This window comes from Flavobacterium panici, from assembly GCF_024499525.1.
In the GTDB taxonomy this organism is placed as follows: domain Bacteria; phylum Bacteroidota; class Bacteroidia; order Flavobacteriales; family Flavobacteriaceae; genus Flavobacterium; species Flavobacterium panici.
In genome coordinates this window covers 5,160,544-5,181,343 of record NZ_CP100437.1, presented here as the reverse complement: position 1 = coordinate 5,181,343, position 20,800 = coordinate 5,160,544, and the positions used below count along the sequence as shown (strand labels likewise).

The 20,800-nt window shown below is 33.5% G+C and carries 10 protein-coding genes; 2 read left to right on the top strand and 8 right to left on the bottom strand.

The annotated features are described in order from the left end of the window. Positions 1-9: 9 nt before the first annotated feature. Positions 10-1,776 carry an STN and carboxypeptidase regulatory-like domain-containing protein gene (locus tag NLJ00_RS21590; protein WP_256635368.1) on the top strand — a complete coding sequence of 589 codons (1,767 nt, stop codon included), beginning with the start codon at positions 10-12 and terminating at the stop codon, positions 1,774-1,776. A 64-nt stretch (positions 1,777-1,840) separates the two neighbouring features. On the opposite strand, the gene NLJ00_RS21585 is transcribed toward NLJ00_RS21590, so the two are convergent. The 8 genes from NLJ00_RS21585 to bglX all read right to left on the bottom strand — a co-directional run bounded on the left by NLJ00_RS21585 (position 1,841) and on the right by bglX (position 18,219). Continuing rightward, positions 1,841-2,224, bottom strand: a complete 384-nt coding sequence (locus tag NLJ00_RS21585) for a VOC family protein (protein ID WP_256635367.1) — start codon at positions 2,222-2,224, stop codon at positions 1,841-1,843. A gap of 207 nt (positions 2,225-2,431) precedes the next feature. Continuing rightward, entirely contained in the window at positions 2,432-3,358 is a 927-nt protein-coding gene (locus tag NLJ00_RS21580) for a glycoside hydrolase family 16 protein (RefSeq protein ID WP_256635366.1), read from the bottom strand. 57 nt (positions 3,359-3,415) lie between these two features. Further along, positions 3,416-4,807, bottom strand: a complete 1,392-nt coding sequence (locus tag NLJ00_RS21575; RefSeq protein ID WP_256635365.1) for an endo-1,4-beta-xylanase — start codon at positions 4,805-4,807, stop codon at positions 3,416-3,418. 349 nt (positions 4,808-5,156) lie between these two features. Continuing rightward, positions 5,157-6,260 carry a hypothetical protein gene (locus tag NLJ00_RS21570; protein ID WP_256635364.1) on the bottom strand — a complete coding sequence of 368 codons (1,104 nt, stop codon included), beginning with the start codon at positions 6,258-6,260 and terminating at the stop codon, positions 5,157-5,159. A 6-nt stretch (positions 6,261-6,266) separates the two neighbouring features. After that, entirely contained in the window at positions 6,267-7,790 is a 1,524-nt protein-coding gene (locus tag NLJ00_RS21565; protein ID WP_256635363.1) for a RagB/SusD family nutrient uptake outer membrane protein, read from the bottom strand. A 59-nt stretch (positions 7,791-7,849) separates the two neighbouring features. Beyond that, positions 7,850-10,954 (bottom strand): SusC/RagA family TonB-linked outer membrane protein, encoded by a 3,105-nt coding sequence (locus NLJ00_RS21560; RefSeq protein ID WP_256635362.1) that lies wholly within the window; start codon positions 10,952-10,954, stop codon positions 7,850-7,852. 440 nt (positions 10,955-11,394) lie between these two features. Next, on the bottom strand, positions 11,395-15,549 hold the full coding sequence (locus tag NLJ00_RS21555; protein WP_256635361.1) for a hybrid sensor histidine kinase/response regulator transcription factor: 4,155 nt from the start codon (positions 15,547-15,549) through the stop codon (positions 11,395-11,397). Positions 15,550-15,939: 390 nt separating this feature from the next. Then, positions 15,940-18,219, bottom strand: a complete 2,280-nt coding sequence (bglX, locus tag NLJ00_RS21550) for a beta-glucosidase BglX (protein ID WP_256637488.1) — start codon at positions 18,217-18,219, stop codon at positions 15,940-15,942. 846 nt (positions 18,220-19,065) lie between these two features. On the opposite strand from bglX, the gene NLJ00_RS21545 reads away from it, so the two are divergent. Then, complete coding sequence (locus NLJ00_RS21545; RefSeq protein ID WP_256635360.1) at positions 19,066-20,796, top strand: glycoside hydrolase family 43 protein; 1,731 nt, start codon at positions 19,066-19,068, stop codon at positions 20,794-20,796. The last annotated feature ends 4 nt before the right edge of the window (positions 20,797-20,800 follow it).

Sequence of the window (20,800 nt, the reverse complement as noted above, 5' to 3'; positions counted from 1 at the left end):
CTTTTTTATATGCCCATCAATTCAAAATTTACTTTTATACAAGTTTTATTCTTACTTATTTCAAGTGCTTTTTTTGGCGCTCATGCCCAATCTATCTTAGATACCGAAATGTCTATCGATGCAGATAAAAAACCATTAGGCCATATTCTGGATTTAATGGAACAAAAAGGAAATTTTAGATTTGCTTATTACAGTAAATTAGTTGTAAAAGATAGTGCCGTTACTATTCATTCGAAAGACTCTACAATAAAAGATGTTTTAGACCAGCTACTGGGCAATAAGTACGAATATAAAGAATCAAAAGGATTTATTATTCTGCGTTATGCGCCTTTAGAACTCGCACTTGTGTTAGAAAAAAACAATGTTGTGAATGATTATCAGGTTGTAAGCGGTTACATTATGGATGTAAAAACCAACAAGCGAATTGAAAACGCGAGTGTTTACGAAAAAAATGCATTGCAATCTACGTTAACAGATAAAGAAGGTTTTTTTGAACTTAAACTTAAAAATGTACCCGAAACTATTGAACTAACGGTTGTAAAAGAAAATTACAAAACGATTACCACCATTTTTTTATCAGAAGTAAAAATCCAAATGGGTTCCAGAAAATCAAACTCAGATTATGTTGATGGCGATTTCTCTGCCGTTGAACGAACAGGAATTGGGCGTTTCTTTATTTCTTCCAAACAAAAAATACAATCACTCAATTTGGGAGGATTTATTTCTGAAGTTCCCATACAAGCTTCGATAATTCCAAGTTTGAGTACGCGCGGTATGATGAATTCACAACTAAACAGTAGTTTCTCTTTAAACTTATTGGGAGGATATACGGGCGGAGTTCGCGGTTTAGAAATGGCTGGTCTTTACAATATTACGCGTATGAATGTCAATGCTCTACAAATGGCTGGGATATTCAATACCGTTGGAGGCTCTGTAAATGGAGTTCAATTAGCCGGAATTTATAACAATGTATTTGGAGATTTAAATGGACTGCAAATGAGCGGAATTCATAACAGTATAGAAGGCTCGCTACATGGTTTGCAGCTTACGGGTATTTACAACAGTGTACAAAAAGATGCTAAAGGAATGCAAATGTCTGCTATTTATAATACGGTAAAAGGGACTCAAAACGGATTGCAGATTTCGGGTATTTATAATTCAGGAAGCGGAATTGTGCGCGGCGCCCAAATAGCAGGAGTTTTAAATTATGCCAAAGAATTAGATGGATTCCAGTTTGGATTAATCAATATTACCGATTCGCCATCAGGTTATAGTATGGGATTATTGAATTTCAAAAAGAATGGTTACAAAAAAATAAGTATTACCAGTAATGAAATTTCCGATATAAATGTTGCTGTAAAAACGGGAGATAATAAACTCTACACTATTTTGATGGCAGGAAGAAGCGAACGAAGCGACGAAGAAAAACTAACTTCTTTTGGAATAGGATTTGGAACCAATATCCTTTTAGGAAAACGCTTTACTTATAATCCTGAAATCAGTTCGCAATATCTTTATTTAGGAAATTGGGATCGTTATAACTCTTTGTCTAAATTCGATTCGCCTTTTACCTTTCGTATTTTCAAAGGTTTAGCCATATCTGCCGGACCGTCTTTCAATATTTATACTTCTGAAAAAAGAGATAAAAATGCACCTGATAACAATAATACTTCAACTTTTGTCCAGGATCGAACCAAACGCTATAATGTTATAAAAGATAATGGCAAAGGAATATACGGTTGGGTTGGCTGGAGTTTTGGTGTTACGCTGTTTTAATTATATTAAAAGTGTATCATAAATATTTTTTTTCTGCGTTAAATCAATTTAGAGAGTGAATCTTTTACAATGGGTAGCCAATTTCCCAAATATGGCCAAAAGGATCTTTTAGTTTTCCGATTCTCCAGTCTTCTTCGGTTATTATGGGACAAATTTCTGCAGCGCCATATTTTAATGCATTTTCAAATATTTGATCTGCATTTTCAGTCTCTAAAATTATTCTTATCGGCGTATTAAATGAGTGAGCAATTTGATTGCCATCACAAGGTTCTTCGTCGCTTAGATAAAATTCAGCATCTTCAATTGTTATAACCGATGATATTTTATTGTTTTCAAGCGAATATCTTTTTGATTCAACTGCCCCAAAAGCATTGATGTAAAAATCAACTGCTTTTATTGCATTGTTTACTGTAAGAAAAGGTTTGATTGTGGTTTTAATTCTTATCATCTTAATGAAATTAAATGAGTAAATATTATCTATATAAAAATAAAAAATTAAACTGATTTTATAGTTTTAAAACCGTTATATCCCAATCAAAAGCAATTTAAAACAAAAAACCTGCAAATCAATGATTCGCAGGTTCACCACATTTTATGGTTTTTTGAAGAGACTGAAAAACTTTCTTTTTGGCTTTTATATTCTTTTTGTGGAGTATTAGATTGGTCTTTTATAAACCGTTACATCATCTACCCACATCATTGCAGTTGAAAATAAGTTGATTTTATTAGGGTCAATAAAATTAGAATCTTTTGATCCAACATTCAGATTAAATATAATAGAGTGTGGTCCAAAATTATTTAAGTTAAGATTGCCTGCACTACTATTTGTATACGTTGAAACCGTTACATTATCAACTTTTATCGTTACTGTTACAACATTGTTTTGCATTTTCCAAAATGATTCATACAAATGCCATCCGCCATTTCCGTTAATATTGAAATTACCCGGATAGTTTCTTTCTGCAGCGTTTCCTAATAAATTTGCTCCTGAAGAAGTTCCATAAAAAAGATTTGAAGTAAAACGACTTGCATTAGGAGCAAAAGAATAACCTTCCATAATATCTATTTCTCCTTTGGTTGGCCAGGCATTTTGCTGCACAGACCAAAAGGCAGGCCATGCACCGTAAGTTTCTGTAAAAGACTTGTAAGTTCCGCCATCCATTGCTATTAATTTAATATTGGCAGAAAGCATATACTCTGTATTGTTTTCAGGCTTATATTGATAATTAGAAGAAATGAACCCCGATTGATATTTGTATGTGCTCAATTTTGTAGTCTTGATTTCCAAACATTGTTTTCCATCTCTCCATTGTGTTGTGGGTACTGAACTATAATAGTCACAATACCAGGAGTTATAATCTGCACGCTGCTCTTTTGTCCATTGTGACAAATTTGAACCTACATCAAATGTATCTTCAAATTGTTTGATCCAAGGTGCGCCGGCTACTTTGCTTGTACTGTTTTTTGTACTTGCACTTGCTGATTGGTCTTTTGCACTTGGACTTGCGTCATCTGCGCAGGATGTAAAACCTAAACATAATACACATGTAACTGCTAATGCTAACAAATTTAATTTTTTCATAATTTAATTTTTTGGTTTATTAATAGTTGAAGTAAAGTATTATAGTTTTAAAAAGATTTAATCTAAACCTTCAAGGAATCCGGTGTGTGAACTTTTGATTGCAAAATTTGAATCGTACAATAAAGGCCAGTCATTTCCTGGGTGATTCAGTTCAGCATTAAACGGAATCCAAGATTCATTATCCTTCATTCCCCAAATAGTCAAGGCGTATTTATTTGCTGCCGGAAGCGCATTATAAATTTTCACCATTTCTTTGTATTTCTCTTTTTGAGCTAACCTTCTTTCGTTTGTAAAACTAGAAACATCATTAGACTGGTTTACTTGAATATCCAATTCAGAAACGTGTATTTTTAATCCTTTTGCAACAGCTTTGTTAAGATCAGTTTCTATTTGAGCTTTTGTTGGGCTTAAATACGTGTTGTGCATTTGGAAACCAACACCGTCAATTACATTGCTTGCTTTTAAATCATCTACAATGCTAAAAACTTTATTTTGTTTTGCAGTATTAGCTGAGGTTGCATAATCATTATAGAATAACAATAAAGATGTATCACCAGCGGCAGTTGCAGCTTCTCTTGCCCATTGAAAACAATCTTTTACATAATTAGGTCCCATTCGCTGCAAGAAAATAGTATTTCTCATAACACCGCCATTATCATCTACAGCTTCGTTAACCACATCCCACGATTTTACTTTTCCTGCATAATGCGTCACCACAGCCGTGATGTATTTTTTTACTTCTGCAGCAAATTCAGCATCAGTACCAGAAAAATCTTTTAACCATTGCGGTACAGAATTGTGCCAAACTAAAGCATGACCGTGAACATTGATATTATTAGCATTTCCGTACGCTACAATTTTATCGGCTACAGTCCAGTTGTAAACACCGCTTGCAGTCGAAATTTGATCCATTTTCATTTCGTATTCGGCAGAAATACTGCTGAATTCATTTTTCAAAATAATATCATACGGACTTCCATTTGTTAATTGTGAAGCTTTTATCGCCATACCAACAAAAAACGGATTGGCTAATTTATTTGCTTTTACTTTTAAGAAAGTAGGATCTTCAGGAATACCGCTTGAACCTGTTGTTACAACACTAATTACATTTGAATAGCCTGAAATTTCTGTTTCATTTTTAGCTCTCACTCGGTAATAATATTGAGTTCCTCTGGTTAAACCTACTACAACTTCGTTTAAATCAGTAACTTCTTTTGCATTGTAATTTGGGACAAAACTGGCAAAATTTTCGGTTGTTGAAACGTCTAAAAGATAGCTTTTTGAATAGGAAACATAATTCCATTTTGCTCTAAAACCATTGTCATTTACATCTTTTGGAGCGTTTGCAACTGGCGTTTCTAAAGTTTCAGCAACTTCATTGTCGTCTTTTGAGCAGGCATTTAAAAAGAAGACGACGCTGGTCAGCATTAATAAAAATTTAATTTTCATACTGTTTTTTATTATAGGATATTCTTTGTTGTTAAAATGAATATTCTGATTTATAGTTTCTGTTATTATATAACACGTTGGGTGTGATTACTTTGTTCGTTTTGTTAGGATTATAAAAAAATTAAACACATAGGAACATAGATTCCAAAGCCTTAAAAAAGGCGTTTCCCTTATTTAAAACAAACATAGAGTGCTATGTGTAAGAAACATGTTTCTTTTTATACTCTTTTTTAAGAAATAAAATCTATGTTTCTATGTGTTAAAATAATTATACCCAACGGGTTATATAGTTTACTTTTAAAAGAGGCTGTTTCAAATACAGCCTCTTTTTTAATTAAAGACCAATCAATTATTGGTAACGAATTTTAATATTATCAAATTTAATAGCACTTGGATTCGGCGAATCTCCCTGAGCAACTCCAACTTTAATTTCATTAATTTTAGAAACATTAAGTGAAGCAGCGGTGTTTGACCCAAAACCGTAATTGTCTTTAAAATCAGCTATTGAGATGGTTTTTGTTGTCCAGTTTACATCGGTGATTTTAAAATTATAACCATAGTTTACACCGTCGATCGTATTTAACTGAATGGCAAAATTTGCCCCAACCACATTGGCACTTACATCAATATCAATATAAGCTTTTGTCGCATCTGTATTTGATGCACTTAAGAAACTAGCTCCGCCGCCGGCGCTGCTTCCGTTATAACCATTTGCATTTGAACCACCCCAAACTAATGTGGTGTAATTTCCTGTTGGTCCGCCTGGAGTACTGGCATTAAAACTTTCGATATCACCATAAGAAGTCCACTCTGTTCTTACGCCATTTCCGTCAAAATCAGACACCAAAACGATTGTAGCAAAATTGATTATTTGTTTGGCAGCACCTCCCGGTGTAGTAATTACTAATTCTGATCCTGAAACGGCATTTACAGGTAAACCAATGATAACAGAAGAAGACGATTTTACCGTATAACTCAACGCTTTTCCTCCTAAGGTTATCGATGAAATATTATAAAACCAAGTACCTTCAATTTCTAATGGAAATCCCGGAGTTGCTACTGCTGGAATTGTTTTTGTAATGGTTGGAACTGGCTGTAAAATTTCAATCTCTTTAGTTAGAGATCCCGTTCCAGTTATAAATGTAATGGGCTGTTTTCCAAATCGGCTTCCTAGTTTTTCATCAAAAGGGATAGTGAAAATAAACGATTTATCTGAATTGTAATTCGGATTGAAACTGATGTCAATTTTATTGTCCAGCGTAATCTTTTTTAATCCTTCTAAACCTTTACCTTCAACTCTCACTTTGTTTAATGGAAAAGCCTGATTAAGTAAATCCCCCGGTTCTGCAACCATTGCGTCTACGTTTGCAGTCACGGCATCGTCGTTATCGCAAGCTGTAAAAGCAGTCAATGCGAAAAGAATTAGAATTGTATATTTTATTTTATTGATCATAATAAGTTAGTTAAAGTTAAAAGGAACTGGAGGCTCTAATAATGATGGGTTAGTATCAATAGCAGACTGCGGTAAAGGCAGTTCAAAGTAGTTGCTTCCCGGAGTTATCTTTCTCGAAATCAAATCAGTTCTGGCATCATCAGAATAAAAACCAACTTCCTGCTGTGAAATAATTGCTGTTGCTTCAGAAAGTCCGCGGCGTTTTAAATCGAAGAAATACTGTCCTTCAAGCGCAAATTCAATTCTTCTTTCATTAAAAAGTTCATCTCTTGTTAATACCGTTTTAGCAGGTAATCCGGCTCTCGCTCTTACTTCATTAAAAGAACTTAAAGCAGCTGCAGAAGTAGTGGAACCTGCTCCGGCCAAAATTGCTTCAGAATTCATCAATAAAATATCAGAATATCTTAATATGATAGTGTTTTGTGAAGTTCTCATAAAAAATACATCGTTTCTTTCGGCAGCAGAACCTACAATGTATTTTCTGAAATTAGCCGCTGTAGAAGAGTATATTTTTTTATAGGTGAAACCGCCTTGATTTTTTAATAATTCAGGATAAAAATCACCATCTGTCATGATTGTACTTTTCTTTCTGGTATCTTTTGGTTCAAATCCATTTTGTAAAGAGATAGAAGGAAGGTAAACTCCCCATCCGTCGCCACCGCCTGTAATTCCAGTACCTCCCGGAACGATATAAGCCTGATTAGTGTTTTGCGTTCCCCATTCTGTAGCAATCGCTTTCCATTGTAAGGCGAACATACTTTCGGCACTATTATTATTCTCCGGACTGCTGAATAAGTTTCCGTACTCCTGAATCAAAATGTATTGGTTTCCGATAATTTTTTGGGTTAAAGCGGCACATTCTCCATATTCATTTAAAGTCAAGTGTACTTTTGCCAAAATTCCCATCGCAGCATATTTAGTAACGTATCCCTTTTTTGCACCTCTTTCAGGTAAATTTGCGACAGCATATTCCAAATCTTGTTTGATGAATTTATAAACGTCTGAAACAAGGTTTCTTTTTGGCTGCGCTGCAGAACCTGCTTTGTTGATAATTGGCACAGCTCCAAAAGTTCTTACCAAATAGAAATAAGCATTTGCTCTCATGAAACGTGATATTGCAATTGCATTTTTATAAGATGCTTCGGGAAGTTCGCTTTTTCTATCCTCAACTAAACTCATTAAATTATTCGATTGATCGATAACCGAAAACAACGAAACGTATCCTTCTGTCAAAATTGGGTTTTGTGACGTTACCTGAGCATCTTTAAACTGCGCATAAGCACCGTCAAAAGTAAAAGCGTTTCCAGCGTACATATCTCCAACGGCAATCAGGAATTTATCATTAAAAGTAAACCACGGTTTAAAGTACAAACTCTCTGCGATTCCGTCAAAAGCGGTAACTCCTTCGGGCAAATCGGCTGGTGTTAATTGATTTTCAGATGGAGCATCCAAAAAGTCATCTGAACAAGAAAATAAAGACAGCAATGGTATCAGCATTCCCATCATAAAAAGTTTAAAAAGTTTTTTCATAACTATATTTTTATGTTAATGAGTATGAATCATTAAGTTAAATGTGTTTTTTATCAATCTTAGAATTCTAAATTCACTCCAACAGAAGTCGTTCTTGGCACAGGATAACGTCCTAAATCAATTCCGCTTAAGGTTATATTTTGGTCTAAATTTCCAAGAGCAGGGTCAAAGCCGGTATATTTTGTAAACGTGTATAAATTTTGAACGTTTACATACAATCTTACTTTAGAGATAAAAGAGTTATCGAATATTTTGTTTGGCAAATCGTAGCTTAACGAAACATTCTGAATTCTTAAATAAGAACCATCTTCAACAAATCGGTTTGAAATTCTTCCGTTACCATTTGGGTCATTAAGTGTAATTCTTGGCACATCTGTATTTTCGTTTACACCCGGTTCAAAAGCGTGCATTGCCTGCGTGCTTACGTTTCCGAATCTATCGCCAAATCCCGGATAAATTCCATCTGTATAATGACGTGTAAAGTTGTAAATCTGGTTGCCCTGACTTCCGGTTAAAACAACAGATAAACTCAGGTTTTTGTATTTAAAATTATTGGTAAATGCATAAGTAAAATCAGGAATTGCACTTCCTATAGCAGTTTGATCTTTACTGTCAATTTTTCCATCGCCGTTAAGATCTTTAAAACGAATATCTCCAATTCCGGTTCCTGTTTCCTGAGTTGGCCCTGCAGCTAATTCTGCAGCATTTTTAAACAAACCATCCGTTACATATCCGTAAAATTGTCCAACTGGTTCACCTTCTGTAGTTCTGGTAACGGTATATAAATCAAATTGTACTTTTCCTAATAATGATTTTCCTTCGCCTTGAAAGCTTGTTAATTCGTTATTGTATTTTGAAAAGATAATGGTACTGTCCCAAGTAAAATTTTCTGTTGAAATATTTCTCGTATTCAGCGTAAGCTCAATTCCTTTTGTTACAATTTCACCCGTATTTAAATAATAATTAAGGGCACTTTGATTGGATTCATCGTTGATTTGTTTGGTTAAGAAATCAGATGAATTTTTAATGTAATAATCAAAATCTAATTTCACTCTGTTGTTCAGCATTGCCAATTCAAAACCAGCATTGAAAGATTTAAGAGATTCCCATTTAATGTCTGGGTTTCCTAAATTGTCAATTGTTGGTGAAACGCCTCCAAAAGGAGAAGAAAGCAATGTTAGAATAGTTTGGTATCTGTTTGCCGGAATATTTTGATTTCCTACCAAACCGTAACCTGCTCTAAATTTTAGGTAATTGATGCTGTTTGATAAAGGCTCAAAGAACTTTTCGTTACTAACTGTCCAACCTCCCGAAAATGAAGGGAAATAACCCCATTTATTATTTGGGCCAAAATTTGACGAAGCATCGGCTCTTAAAGAAGCAGAGAAAGAATATCTATCAGAAAAACTGTAGTTTAATCTCGAAATATAAGATGACATAGACCATCTTCCAGAACCGTTTCCGTTCAATGCCGTATCAATATCACCAATGTTTAAGTTCGTAAAATCTTTGTTTAAAAACTCTCCGGTTCTGTAACCGCTGATATATTCATATCGACTTTCCTGCGCTTCCTGACCTAATAAGAAAGTAAAGTTATGTTTGTCGTTTATGGTTTTATTATACGTTAAATAATTTTTGATGTTCCAGTAATAACTTTGATCCTGTTGTTTGAAAGATTTGTTTAAAAGTTCAGACACATTTCCTAAAGTATACTTTGGGGCAAAAGTGGCACTTTTTGAAAAGTTTAAATCGTATCCTAATTCGGTTCTGAAAACCAATCCTTTGATCAGCGTAAAATCAGCAAATAAATTCCCGTTGATTTTAAATCTTTCTGTAGTTGAATTATTGTATTCAGACAAAGCAATTGGGTTTGTTGCCTCATTTGCCGAAGATCCTAAACCTGTTGTTGGTCCTGCATAAGAACCATCCGGGGTTCTAACCGGTAATTCCGGAGATTGTCTTAGAGCGTTCATTACTAATCCGCCTCGGTCATCGTTTCGAACTACTTGCTGAGACGATTTACTTACAGATAAGCTGTTACCAATTTTCAACCATGATTTTACATTAGAATCAACATTTAAACGCATCGATAATCTGTTGAAATCTGAATTTAAAACAATTCCTTCCTGATCAAAATAGTTTAAAGAAGTATAAAAACGTGTTCCTTCTTTTTCTCCGGAAAATGACAATTGGTGATTGTACATGGTAGCCGTTCTAAAAAGTTCGTCCTGCCAGTTGGTTCCGTTTCCTAATAAATCTGGTTTTTGATATTGAAAAGGAACTGGTTCGCCATTTAGTTTGTAAATTTTTGCCTGATATTTAGCATATTGAGGTAAGTTTAAAACATCAACGGTATTAGTTATTTCCTGAGTTCCTAAATAGGTTTCGTAGGCAAATTTTGATTTTCCTTTCTTTCCTTTTTTAGTTGTAATTAAAACCACACCGTTTGCACCATTTGCACCATAAATTGCCGTTGCCGATGCATCTTTTAAGATGTCAATAGTTTCAATATCTGAAATATTCAAGCCAGATAAAGCCGAGTTTTTAGTTTGTCCGTTTCCTCCGCCCAATGCGCTGAATGAAAAGGTTTCGTTGTTTTTATCTGCAAAAACCGGAGTTCCGTCAATAACATACAGAGGTTCATTTCCGTTGATAGAAGTAATTCCTCTAATCTGCACCGAAATTCCTCCTCCCGGCGTTCCTGAATTTTGAGTAACGTTTACACCAGCAGCTTTACCTACGAGCGCCTGATCGATAGATACAAAAGGCTTGTCCTGAATTTCCGAAGCTTTGATAGAAGAAACGGCTCCATTAATATCTTTTCGTTTTGAAGTTCCGTATCCAATTACGACTACTTCATTTAATTTCTCCAGATCGTTTACCATCGTGATCTGCATAATTGCTTTTGTATCTGCCGGAATTGACAAATTTTTATATCCTACATAACTAAAAAGCAGCAACGCTTTTGGTTCTACATTGTTTAAAACGAAGCTTCCGTCAAAATCGGTAACCGTTCCGTTTTTTGTTCCTTGTACTATTACACTAACACCCGGAAGGTTGGCTCCGCCAGATGTTACTTTACCTTTAACAGTTTGCGCGTAGAAAAAATTTCCCCACATACATACTATTAAGCACAATAGTTTTTTTAATGTTCTTTTCTGCATAAAATTTGGTTGTTAGTTTAATTGAAATAATTAGTTAATCGTTAAGTTTTTGAAAAATATTTAAAATTTTGATCTTCTGCCGGTTGATTGTTTTGAGTTTTGGCAGGAAGATTTTTTTCTTAAATATTTCTTAACGAAAGTAAATTGTAGAGGTGTTGTATTGTAGAACAGATGTTGCATATTGTGCAACAAATGATGCAAAAAAAGCATCTGAACCCTTATTATAAGCCAAATAAGCGCATTCGGCAGAAAAACAAGTGCTGAGGTATTGCTAAAATTTTCACTTAAAAAATAGTGTTTGTTTAAAAAAGAACAGGAATATTTTTGATATGTTGATTTTTATTGGAAGTTAAAAGCTGCGTTTTTTGAAAAAATTGACTGACAAAAAAAGAGCTTCAGTTTTAAACCGAAGCTCTTTAGTAATTAGTTTTTGTATAGTTTTATTCTTTTGTCTTTTTTTCCTGAGTAGGTAAATGACCGTATTTCACTTTATAACATTTGGCAAAATAGGAAGGAGAAGTAAACCCAACCTTATAGCTTATTTCATTAATATTATTGTTGCCTTGTTCGATGAGCTGTTTTGCTTTTTCCAATCGTACATTTCGAATAAATTCGTTAACAGAAACGCCAGTTAAGGTTTTTATTTTTCGGTACAGCTGACTTCTGCTTAAGTAAATTTTTGAAGATAAAAGTTCTACCGTCAATTCTGGTTCGCTGATATTTTCATTGATGAAATGCAGAATTTTTTGAATGAAATCATTGTCCAGCGAAGTTGTTTTATCTTTTCCTTGTTTGGTGATGCCGCTGTAAAATTTCTTAAACATAATTTGTCTGCTTGTAATAAGCTGTGCCAGACTTGATTTTAAAATATCCAGTTCAAATGGTTTGCTCAAATACATATCAGCACCAGAATCGATTCCTTCTAATCTATCTTTTACCATTGCTTTTGCCGAAAGCATTAATAACGGAATGTGACTTGTTTTTAAATCTCCTTTGATGTTTTTACACAATTGCAGCCCATCCATAACCGGCATAATAACATCTGTAATAATTAAATCCGGTAATTTCTGTACCGCTAATTCGTAGCCTTTTTTACCATTTTCGGCAGTAATTACTTTGTATGATTTGCTTAATTCTTCTTTTAGATAATTTCTTAATTCAGGATTATCTTCAACAATCAAAACTGTATATGATTTTGCCTTTTCTTCTTCAGAATTGTCAATGATTTCGGTTGTAAAATCATCTTCGTCTGTTTGATTCTTAACAGGCTCAAATAAAAACTGGTTTTTGTTTTTTTCTATTTTGAAAACCTCATTAACGATTTCATTTTTCTTATAAAGAGAATTGCCTAAAGGAAATGTTACTTTAAATTTTGTGCCTTCGCCAACTTCACTTTCCACTTCAATTTTTCCTTTATGCAGTTCAATAAATTGTTTTACAACTTCTAAACCAATCCCGGTGCTGCCGTAATAATCTTTATTGACATTATTAACCTGATAAAATCGGTCAAAAATTCTATTTAAATCTTTTTTTCGAATTCCAGATCCTGTGTCTGTAATAGTTATAGAGAATGAAGGAACTTTTTCTCCATAAATGATCAAAGCATTTTCTGTTTCAGATGTATCTATAGCAATAGTTATCGAACCATTATCCGGTGTAAATTTGAAGGCATTGGAAATAATATTAAACAGTATTTTTTCCAGCATTTTAGGATCGAGCCAGTCTTCGAGTTCATCTTGTGATGACTCAAAATTAACTTTAATGTTTCGGGCTGCGGCTTCTTCATTAAAATATCCAATAATCCCTTCGGTAAAAGCTACAACTTCAATTTTCTTGGCCTGAAGCGAAATTTTATTGAACTCTAATTTATTAAAATCCATAAGCTCATTAATCAGTCTGGAAAGTCTGTCAGAGCTTTTGTGAACGATTTTTAATTTATTATGTATTTCGGGAGATATTTTTTTACTTTTTAAAATATCTTCCAGCGGATTAATAATCAGCGTTAAAGGCGTTCTGAATTCATGCGAGATATTGGTAAAGAACTGTAATTTTTTATTGTTCAATTTTTCTAACTGAATTGTTTTTTCCTTTTCTAAAATGATTGCCTGTTTTGCTTTAAAGCGATTTTGATAAATCTTATTAAGATATATAATCAGGAAAATTAAAATAGAGGCATAGATTAAATAAGCCCAAATGGTTTTCCACCACGGCGGCAGGATTTTTATTTTTAATTCTAATTGATTATTGCTCCAGGAACCATCTGCATTGGCCGATTTTACTTTAAAAGTATAATTGCCCGGCGCAAGGTTTGTATAGGTTGCCGTTCTGTTATTTCCGGCATAATTCCAGTCTTTTTCAAAACCTTCCAGATAATAAGCGTATTGATTTTTTTTAGAATAATTATAGTTAATTCCCACATATTCAATCGTAAAAACCGATTGTGTGTAGTTGAGCGTGATTTCTTTAGTCTGCGAAATTACTTTGGTCAAAGGCGAAGCTTCTTCATTTGGTTTTACAGATCGGTTGAATAATTTAAAATCACTGAAATATAATCTCGGAGCTTTTTCGGCCTTTTTAATTTCGTTAGGATTGAAATAATTTACGCCTTCATAACCGCCAAAATACAATTCTCCATTTCCATCTTTAAAGACGGCATTATTATTAAAATCGTTGTCAATAAGACCATCATCTTTATTGAAATTGGTGCTTTTTTTATTTTTAAAATCAAGTTTTGTTAAACCAGATCCGCCGCTTACCCATAAAGAACCGTTATTGTCTGAAATTATGGCACGAACAGATTTCTCTTTAAAACCCGGAAAATCATCATAATTAGAAAATGTTTTATTTTTTTTATTGTAACTAAACAATCCCTGACCGTCAGTTCCTAGCCAAATTGTTTTATCGTTAGATTCATAAATAGATAAAATACTCTGAATACTGTTGTGTTTATTAATGCCGCTGAACATGGCATCGCGCATTTTTGTGACTTTAAAATTCGATTCGTCTTTTAAATTTACCTGATATAACCCTAAAATTGTTCCAACCCAAAGCACATTATCAGAGTCTACAAAAACTTTACGGATAAAAGCATTGTCTAAAGCATTTTCGGCAAATGGTTTAGAGTCGCAATGCACAAATGTGCTGGTTTTGTTATCATAATAATGAAGCCCTTTTATAAAAGTTCCAATCCAGATTCGCCCTTTTGAATCTTCCGAAAAACTAAAAATTCGATTGGATGTTAATCCTGATGTATTGGCTGTATTATAATTGATGAATCGGGTAGTGCCATTTTTTAAAAAGTAAATACCGCGATCCCAGCTTCCTATCCAGATATTTTGTTTGCTGTCTATAAATATCGTTTGAATATCAATTGCATCTAAACCAGAATAATAGCTTTGATTATTTTGATTAACGTGAATATAACTTTTATCGGTAAGATTATAAATATCAAGTCCGCCGCCTTCATTGCTTATTAATAAATTTCCCTTTTTATCTTTTATAACAGAAGTTACAAAACTGGTTTGTAAAGAATTATCATTATTAACAAGTGATTCAAGCGAATTGAATTTGTTATTCGGTTTATCAAAAACACCAAGTCCTTTATTGAAATATCCTAACCAAAGTCGTTTTTCTTTGTCTTCGTATAACGACCAGACAGAATTAGATTGTAAACTGAAACTATTGTATTTACTGTGCAGGTATTTTTTAAGTACTTGTCCTTTATAATTTACAACCAGTAATCCGTCATTTTCAGTACCGCAAACAATGTAATCCAGACTGCTTTTTACGATCGATAATATTTTGTTTTTGGTAATAGCGTATTTTTCAAATTGATAATTATCTGTTTCAGGTTTAATTTTTATAAGGCCGTTTTCTGTTGTTCCCAGCCAGATATATCCAAATTGGTCTACAACAAGACTTTCTATATCGTCCAGTAAAGGTTCTCTTTTAAATTTATCTTTGTAAACCTGTTTTACTTTTCCGTTTAAATCAATTTCTAAAAGGCCGTAACTGGTTCCTAAATAAATAATACCCTGCTTATTTTTTACCGAAGATTTTATTAGAAAATTAGGTTTTTCCAAAACTTTTGACTGAACTAAAGTTACTTTTAAAGTCTTGGTATCCAATTTAAATAATCCGAAACCATACGCGCCTAAGAATAAATTGCCGTTGTTGTCTTCAATAATTGTTTTTACGGTAATAGGTTCGCTGTATCCTTTTCGTATTACATCTTCAATATTGATTTTGGTAAAATTATCTAAATCTCTGTTGTACAAACACAAACCTTCATCAGTTCCTACCCAAAGGTTATTTTTAGAATCAATAAAAGTGGTATAAATAAAGTTACTGTTTACAGAGCCGGGTTTTTTATCATATTTATATCCAAAATAATTTACGCCGTCATATCGGTACAAACCAGCGCCGTTTGTGCCAATCCAGATAAAACCGTTGTTATCCTGAATGATAGAAGAAACAGCTCTTTTTGAAGTAGTTTCCTGTATACTTCTAAATTGATAGCTGTCAAATTTGCCTTGTGAAAACAGGCAGTTTGTAAGCAAAAAGAAGCATACAAGAATATATTGGATATTTTTCATTTGCATTTTTAATGTGGTTATTGGTCAATTTTAATTGAAAATAAAATTTGCAATTGATTTTATTTTAAGCATATACGAAACAATATTAATAAAACTAAATTGAACCTTTACTTTTTTATAGAAATTTAGCCTGTCACCAAAAAAACCTGAGCCGATTAACCTTAAAAAGGTATTATCGTACTCAGGTTATTAGGTTGTTTGCTTAAGAATAAATCCAGATGCTTCGGACAATGGCATTGGCTTAAGCTTTTAAAAAATAAAATTATTGTTAATTAAATCCGTTTTTATCTGCGTCTTTACGAAGTAAATCTGTTTTATCCGCGTCAAAATTAGACGCTGATTTTACTGATTCGCTAAAGCGAAAACGCTGATAAAAACAGATTTTTCTAATTATTTTAGTTCAAATTTAGTCGTAAGTCCTTCATTTGAATTCCAGCCCACCATAACATTAAACAAGCCCGGTTCAACTAAAAATTTACCATCGTTGTCATAAAAACCAATTTCCTTATCGGTTAAGGTAAAATGAATTGTTTTAGTTTCTCCTTTTTTTAATTCGATAAGTTCAAAACCTTTTAATTCCTTAACAGGTCTTACAATACTGGCAACAGGATCATTTAGGTACAATTGAACAACTTCTTTTCCGTCAAAATTTCCTGTATTGGTTACATCAACAGAAACTTCGATTTTTTCTCCTTTTTGGAAAGAAGGTTTTGCTATTTTTAAATTTTTATAAGCGAAAGAAGTATAGCTTAATCCGTAACCAAAAGGATATAAAGGTGTTTTTTCCACATCTGAATAATGCGACCAAAAAACATTTTGATCTTTATCTGTTGGTCTTCCGGTATTGTATAAATTGTAATAAATAGGGCATTGGCCTACATTTCTTGGGAAAGACATTGGCAGTTTTCCGCTTGGATTATAATCTCCGTATAAAACCTGTGCAACTGCATTTCCGGTTTGGGTTCCTAAATGCCACGCTTCAACAATAGCAGGAATATGTTCTGCAGCCCACGGAATACTCAACGGACGTCCGTTATTTAAAACTAAAACGATATTTGGATTTACTTTGTAAACTTCTTCTAACAATTGCTGCTGATTTCCAGGTAAACCTAATTCAGTTCTGCTTCGTCCTTCACCGCTTTGAAAACCAATTTCACCCAAAACCATTACAACAACATCGGCATTTTTTGCAGCTGTTTTTGCAGCTTCAAATCCAGAAAAATCAGTCGTATTCAATTTTACTTCGTCTAAAAAGGATTGCTTATTTACAGCGACATCTGTTCCTTTTTCATACACTAACGAGTTGTCTTTATATTGCTGCATTCCTTCTAAAACAGAAACGGCTGTATTATCATCTGCAGCAATTCTCCAGCTTCCCAGCGGACTATTTTTATCATTTGCCAAAGCGCCGATTAAAGCGATTTTAGCTCCTGATTTTTTTAAAGGCAAAAGGTTTTTATCATTCTTCAATAAAACAATTGATTTTTTTGCCATGTCCAAAACGCCGTCATTATTAGATTTGCTGCCAATGTTTGCTTTTTCACGGTCTTCATCACAATATTTATACGGATTATCAAATAAACCTAATTCAAATTTTACACGAAGAATTCTGCGTACAGCATCGTCAATCACACTTTCTTTAACCGATCCGTTTTTTACCAGCTTAACCAATTCTGACACATAAACATTAGATTCCATATCCATATCAGAACCTGCAATGGCTGCTTTTTTAGCGGCATCGGCGGCATTAGCAGCGTAACCGTGTGTAATCATTTCGCCAATAGAAGCCCAGTCAGAAACTACAAAACCTTTAAAACCCCATGCACCTTTTAAAATATCTCTTTGTAAAAATACGTTTCCGGTTGCAGGAACTCCATTTAGCGTATTAAAGGAATTCATAAAAGTGCGGATTCCCGCATCAACAGTTGCCTTAAAAGGCGGTAATACGGTATTATAAAGCTTTGAATTACTCATATCAACGCTGTTGTATTCACGTCCGGCTTCTACAAAACCATACGCGGCAAAATGCTTGGCGCAAGCTATAATGGAGTTATTATCGAATTTTTCGCCCTGAAAACCTTTAACTCTTGCCGTAGCAATTTTACTTCCTAAATAAGGATCTTCCCCAGCGCCTTCCATAACTCTTCCCCAGCGTGCATCATTAGCAACATCAACATTTGGTGCAAAAGTCCAGTTTAATCCTGAAGCCGAAGCTTCAAGCGCAGCCACACGAGCCGAATTTTTAATAGCTTCTAAATCCCAGCTTGCAGATTCTGCCAGCGGAATAGGGCTTAGGGTTTTGTAACCGTGAATTACATCAAAACCAAAAATAAGCGGAATTCCAAGACGGGTTTCTTCAACAGCGATTTTTTGTACGGCTTTAACTTCCTTAACGCCTCGAACGGTAAGCATAGAACCAACCCAGCCTTTTTTTATATTATTGTATTTTTCTTCATTAGATCCAGATTCCGGTTTTGGACCGGTAACATCCCATGAACCGTTGTATTGATTCATTTGTCCAACTTTTTCTTCTAATGTCATTTCTTTCATCAAAAGTGTAATGCGGTCTTCAATAGGTTTATTAGCATCCATATGTTTTTTGGTTTGAGCATAACTGTTTCCATAAACGATCAGCACTAAAAATGCATATCTTTTAATTTGTTTTTTCATCATTGTGTTTTTGGTTTTATACTAGATAGTTTGAATACAAGGTTGTAAATGTAGTTTTTGCAGTATTAATTAGAATAATAGATTTGAAGCATTATATGATAGAAATGTTGTATTTATAGCCTTTACAAGGGATAAAAACAAAAAAAGGAATTCTATTTAGCAAAAGTGAAAGCGTTTTTATATTTCATGTTTTAATTTGTATACACAAAAAAATAATTGCTTTTTAATATTTATAACAACCGATTGTTTAATTTGTTTTTATTGAATCTATTATCTCTGTTGTAATTGCTTCCTGTTTTTTAAACGAAACAAATTTTAAGTAAATTATACGAAATAACTTGTTTAAAAATATGTTTTTATTTAGTTTTTCTCAAATTAGATGTTTTCAGCGTGTTTTTATTTTTTTATTAAAATTTCTAAAAGATCATTTTATATTTCATAACTAAGTATCTCTCGTGAAATATTTATTTGGATATAATTTAAATATTTCACTTAAAAATTTAATTAATTATTTTTTTAAAGCTTATTTTTTAAATATCGTCAACAAAATTATTAAACAACCGATTGTGTTGTATTTGTTTTTTGTTATATTTGTTTCAAATACACTTATTGAATAAGTCGGTTTCTGACTTTATTTAAATCAATTTTAGGATTAACATTTTTATCATAAATCGTTGAAGAGCGGTTATTAAAATTCAGGCATTATTTAAACTTATATAACAAATTTAATTATAGTAATGAGTGTTAATCTTACAGTTACCTTATACTGGTTTTGAGTTTGTTAGTTGAAGCCGGGAGGCATTCTCCCGGCTTTTAATATTTTCTAATAAATAAAGAGTATACAAAATGATTAAAAGGAATATCTTTTTTTTGACAGCAGTACTATTTTTATGTTTTTTTGAAGGAACAGCTCAAAGCACGAATCTGAAAAAAACACAGGCTAAAAAAACCGCTGTTTTTTCTAATGTTAGTTATGTTGGTGACGATCAGGTTTATAACGACAACCCATTAAAACCAGATGAATTTTATACGCCAATTTTACAAGGCTGTTATCCTGATCCTGCTATTACAAAAAAAGGCGATGATTATTATATGGTCTGTTCTTCATTCGCCATGTTTCCCGGTGTACCTATTTTTCACTCTAAAGATTTAGTAAACTGGACAGATTTGGGCGGAGTTTTAAATAATGTTTCAGAGTTTAATCCGCATAATACGGGAATCAGCGAAGGCGTTTATGCTCCCGGAATTACTTATAATCCGCATAATGATACCTTCTATATGATTGTGACCGCATTTTCCGGCGGACTGGGAAATATTATTGTGAAGACAAAAGATCCTGTGAAAGGCTGGGGAAGTCCTATAAAATTAGACTTTGGCGGTATCGATCCTTCCATCTTTTTTGATGATAACGGCAAAGGTTATATTGTTCATAATGATGCGCCGGATAAAGGAAAAGAATTGTATGAAGGACATCGTGTTATAAAAGTTTGGGAGTACGACCTTAATACAGATAAAGTAATTCCCGGAACTGATAAAATTATTGTAGACGGAGGAGTAGATCTTTCTAAAAAACCAATCTGGATTGAAGCGCCGCATTTATACAAAAAGAACGGGAAATATTATTTAATGTGTGCCGAAGGCGGAACAGGAGACAACCATAGCGAAGTTATTTTTATAAGTGATAATCCGAAAGGGCCTTTTAAACCCGCATCAAATAATCCGATACTTACCCAGCGTTATTTTCCAAAAGACAGAACTAATAAAGTAGACTGGACGGGTCATGCTGATTTAATTCAAGGCCCGAATAATAAATATTATGGCGTTTTTTTAGGCATTCGCCCAAATAATCAAAACAGGGTAAATACAGGGAGAGAAACTTTTATACTGCCTGTAAACTGGTCGGGCGATTTTCCTGTTTTTGAAAACGGATTAATTCCAATGCAGCCAAAATTAAAAATGCCGACAGGAGTTACAAATAAAACAGGAAAAGATGGTTTTTTTCCTAACGGAAATTTCACGTTTACCGAAAACTTTACTTCAAAAAAATTAGATTACAGATGGATTGGATTAAGAGGTCCGCGCGAAAACTTTATTTTACAGACTAAAAAAGGCTTAGAAATAACACCTTTTGAAGTAAACATTAAAGAAGTTAAACCCACTTCTACACTTTTTTACAGACAGCAGCACAACACATTTTCATTTACTGCCACAGTTGATTACAAACCAGAGTCAGAAAAGGATTTAGCCGGTATTGTTTGTCTTCAGAATGAGCGTTCTAATTATGTATTTGGAATCACAAAAAAAGGAAATGATACTTTTATTTTACTAGAAAGAACAGAAAAAGGACAATCAAAAATTATAGCAAGTGCTAAAATCAAAATAACAAATTCATTACGTCTGCAGGTAAAAGCAAAAGGAGACCGCTATGAATTTAGTTATGCTGCCAACGGCGTTGATTTTGAAAACTTAGGCGGAGCAGTTTCGGGAGATATTCTTTCAACCAATATCGCCGGAGGTTTTACCGGAGCATTGATCGGTTTATATGCTACGGCTGTCAATGATGCGCATCCGGAATAGTTGT

Coding starts and splice junctions, on each gene's coding strand:
- NLJ00_RS21585 (WP_256635367.1), bottom strand. CDS start 2,224: ATGATAAGAATTAAAACCACAATCAAACCTTTTCTTACAGTAAACAAT.
- bglX (WP_256637488.1), bottom strand. CDS start 18,219: ATGAAAAAACAAATTAAAAGATATGCATTTTTAGTGCTGATCGTTTAT.
- NLJ00_RS21590 (WP_256635368.1), top strand. CDS start 10: ATGCCCATCAATTCAAAATTTACTTTTATACAAGTTTTATTCTTACTT.
- NLJ00_RS21555 (WP_256635361.1), bottom strand. CDS start 15,549: ATGAAAAATATCCAATATATTCTTGTATGCTTCTTTTTGCTTACAAAC.
- NLJ00_RS21570 (WP_256635364.1), bottom strand. CDS start 6,260: ATGATCAATAAAATAAAATATACAATTCTAATTCTTTTCGCATTGACT.
- NLJ00_RS21580 (WP_256635366.1), bottom strand. CDS start 3,358: ATGAAAAAATTAAATTTGTTAGCATTAGCAGTTACATGTGTATTATGT.
- NLJ00_RS21560 (WP_256635362.1), bottom strand. CDS start 10,954: ATGCAGAAAAGAACATTAAAAAAACTATTGTGCTTAATAGTATGTATG.
- NLJ00_RS21545 (WP_256635360.1), top strand. CDS start 19,066: ATGATTAAAAGGAATATCTTTTTTTTGACAGCAGTACTATTTTTATGT.
- NLJ00_RS21565 (WP_256635363.1), bottom strand. CDS start 7,790: ATGAAAAAACTTTTTAAACTTTTTATGATGGGAATGCTGATACCATTG.
- NLJ00_RS21575 (WP_256635365.1), bottom strand. CDS start 4,807: ATGAAAATTAAATTTTTATTAATGCTGACCAGCGTCGTCTTCTTTTTA.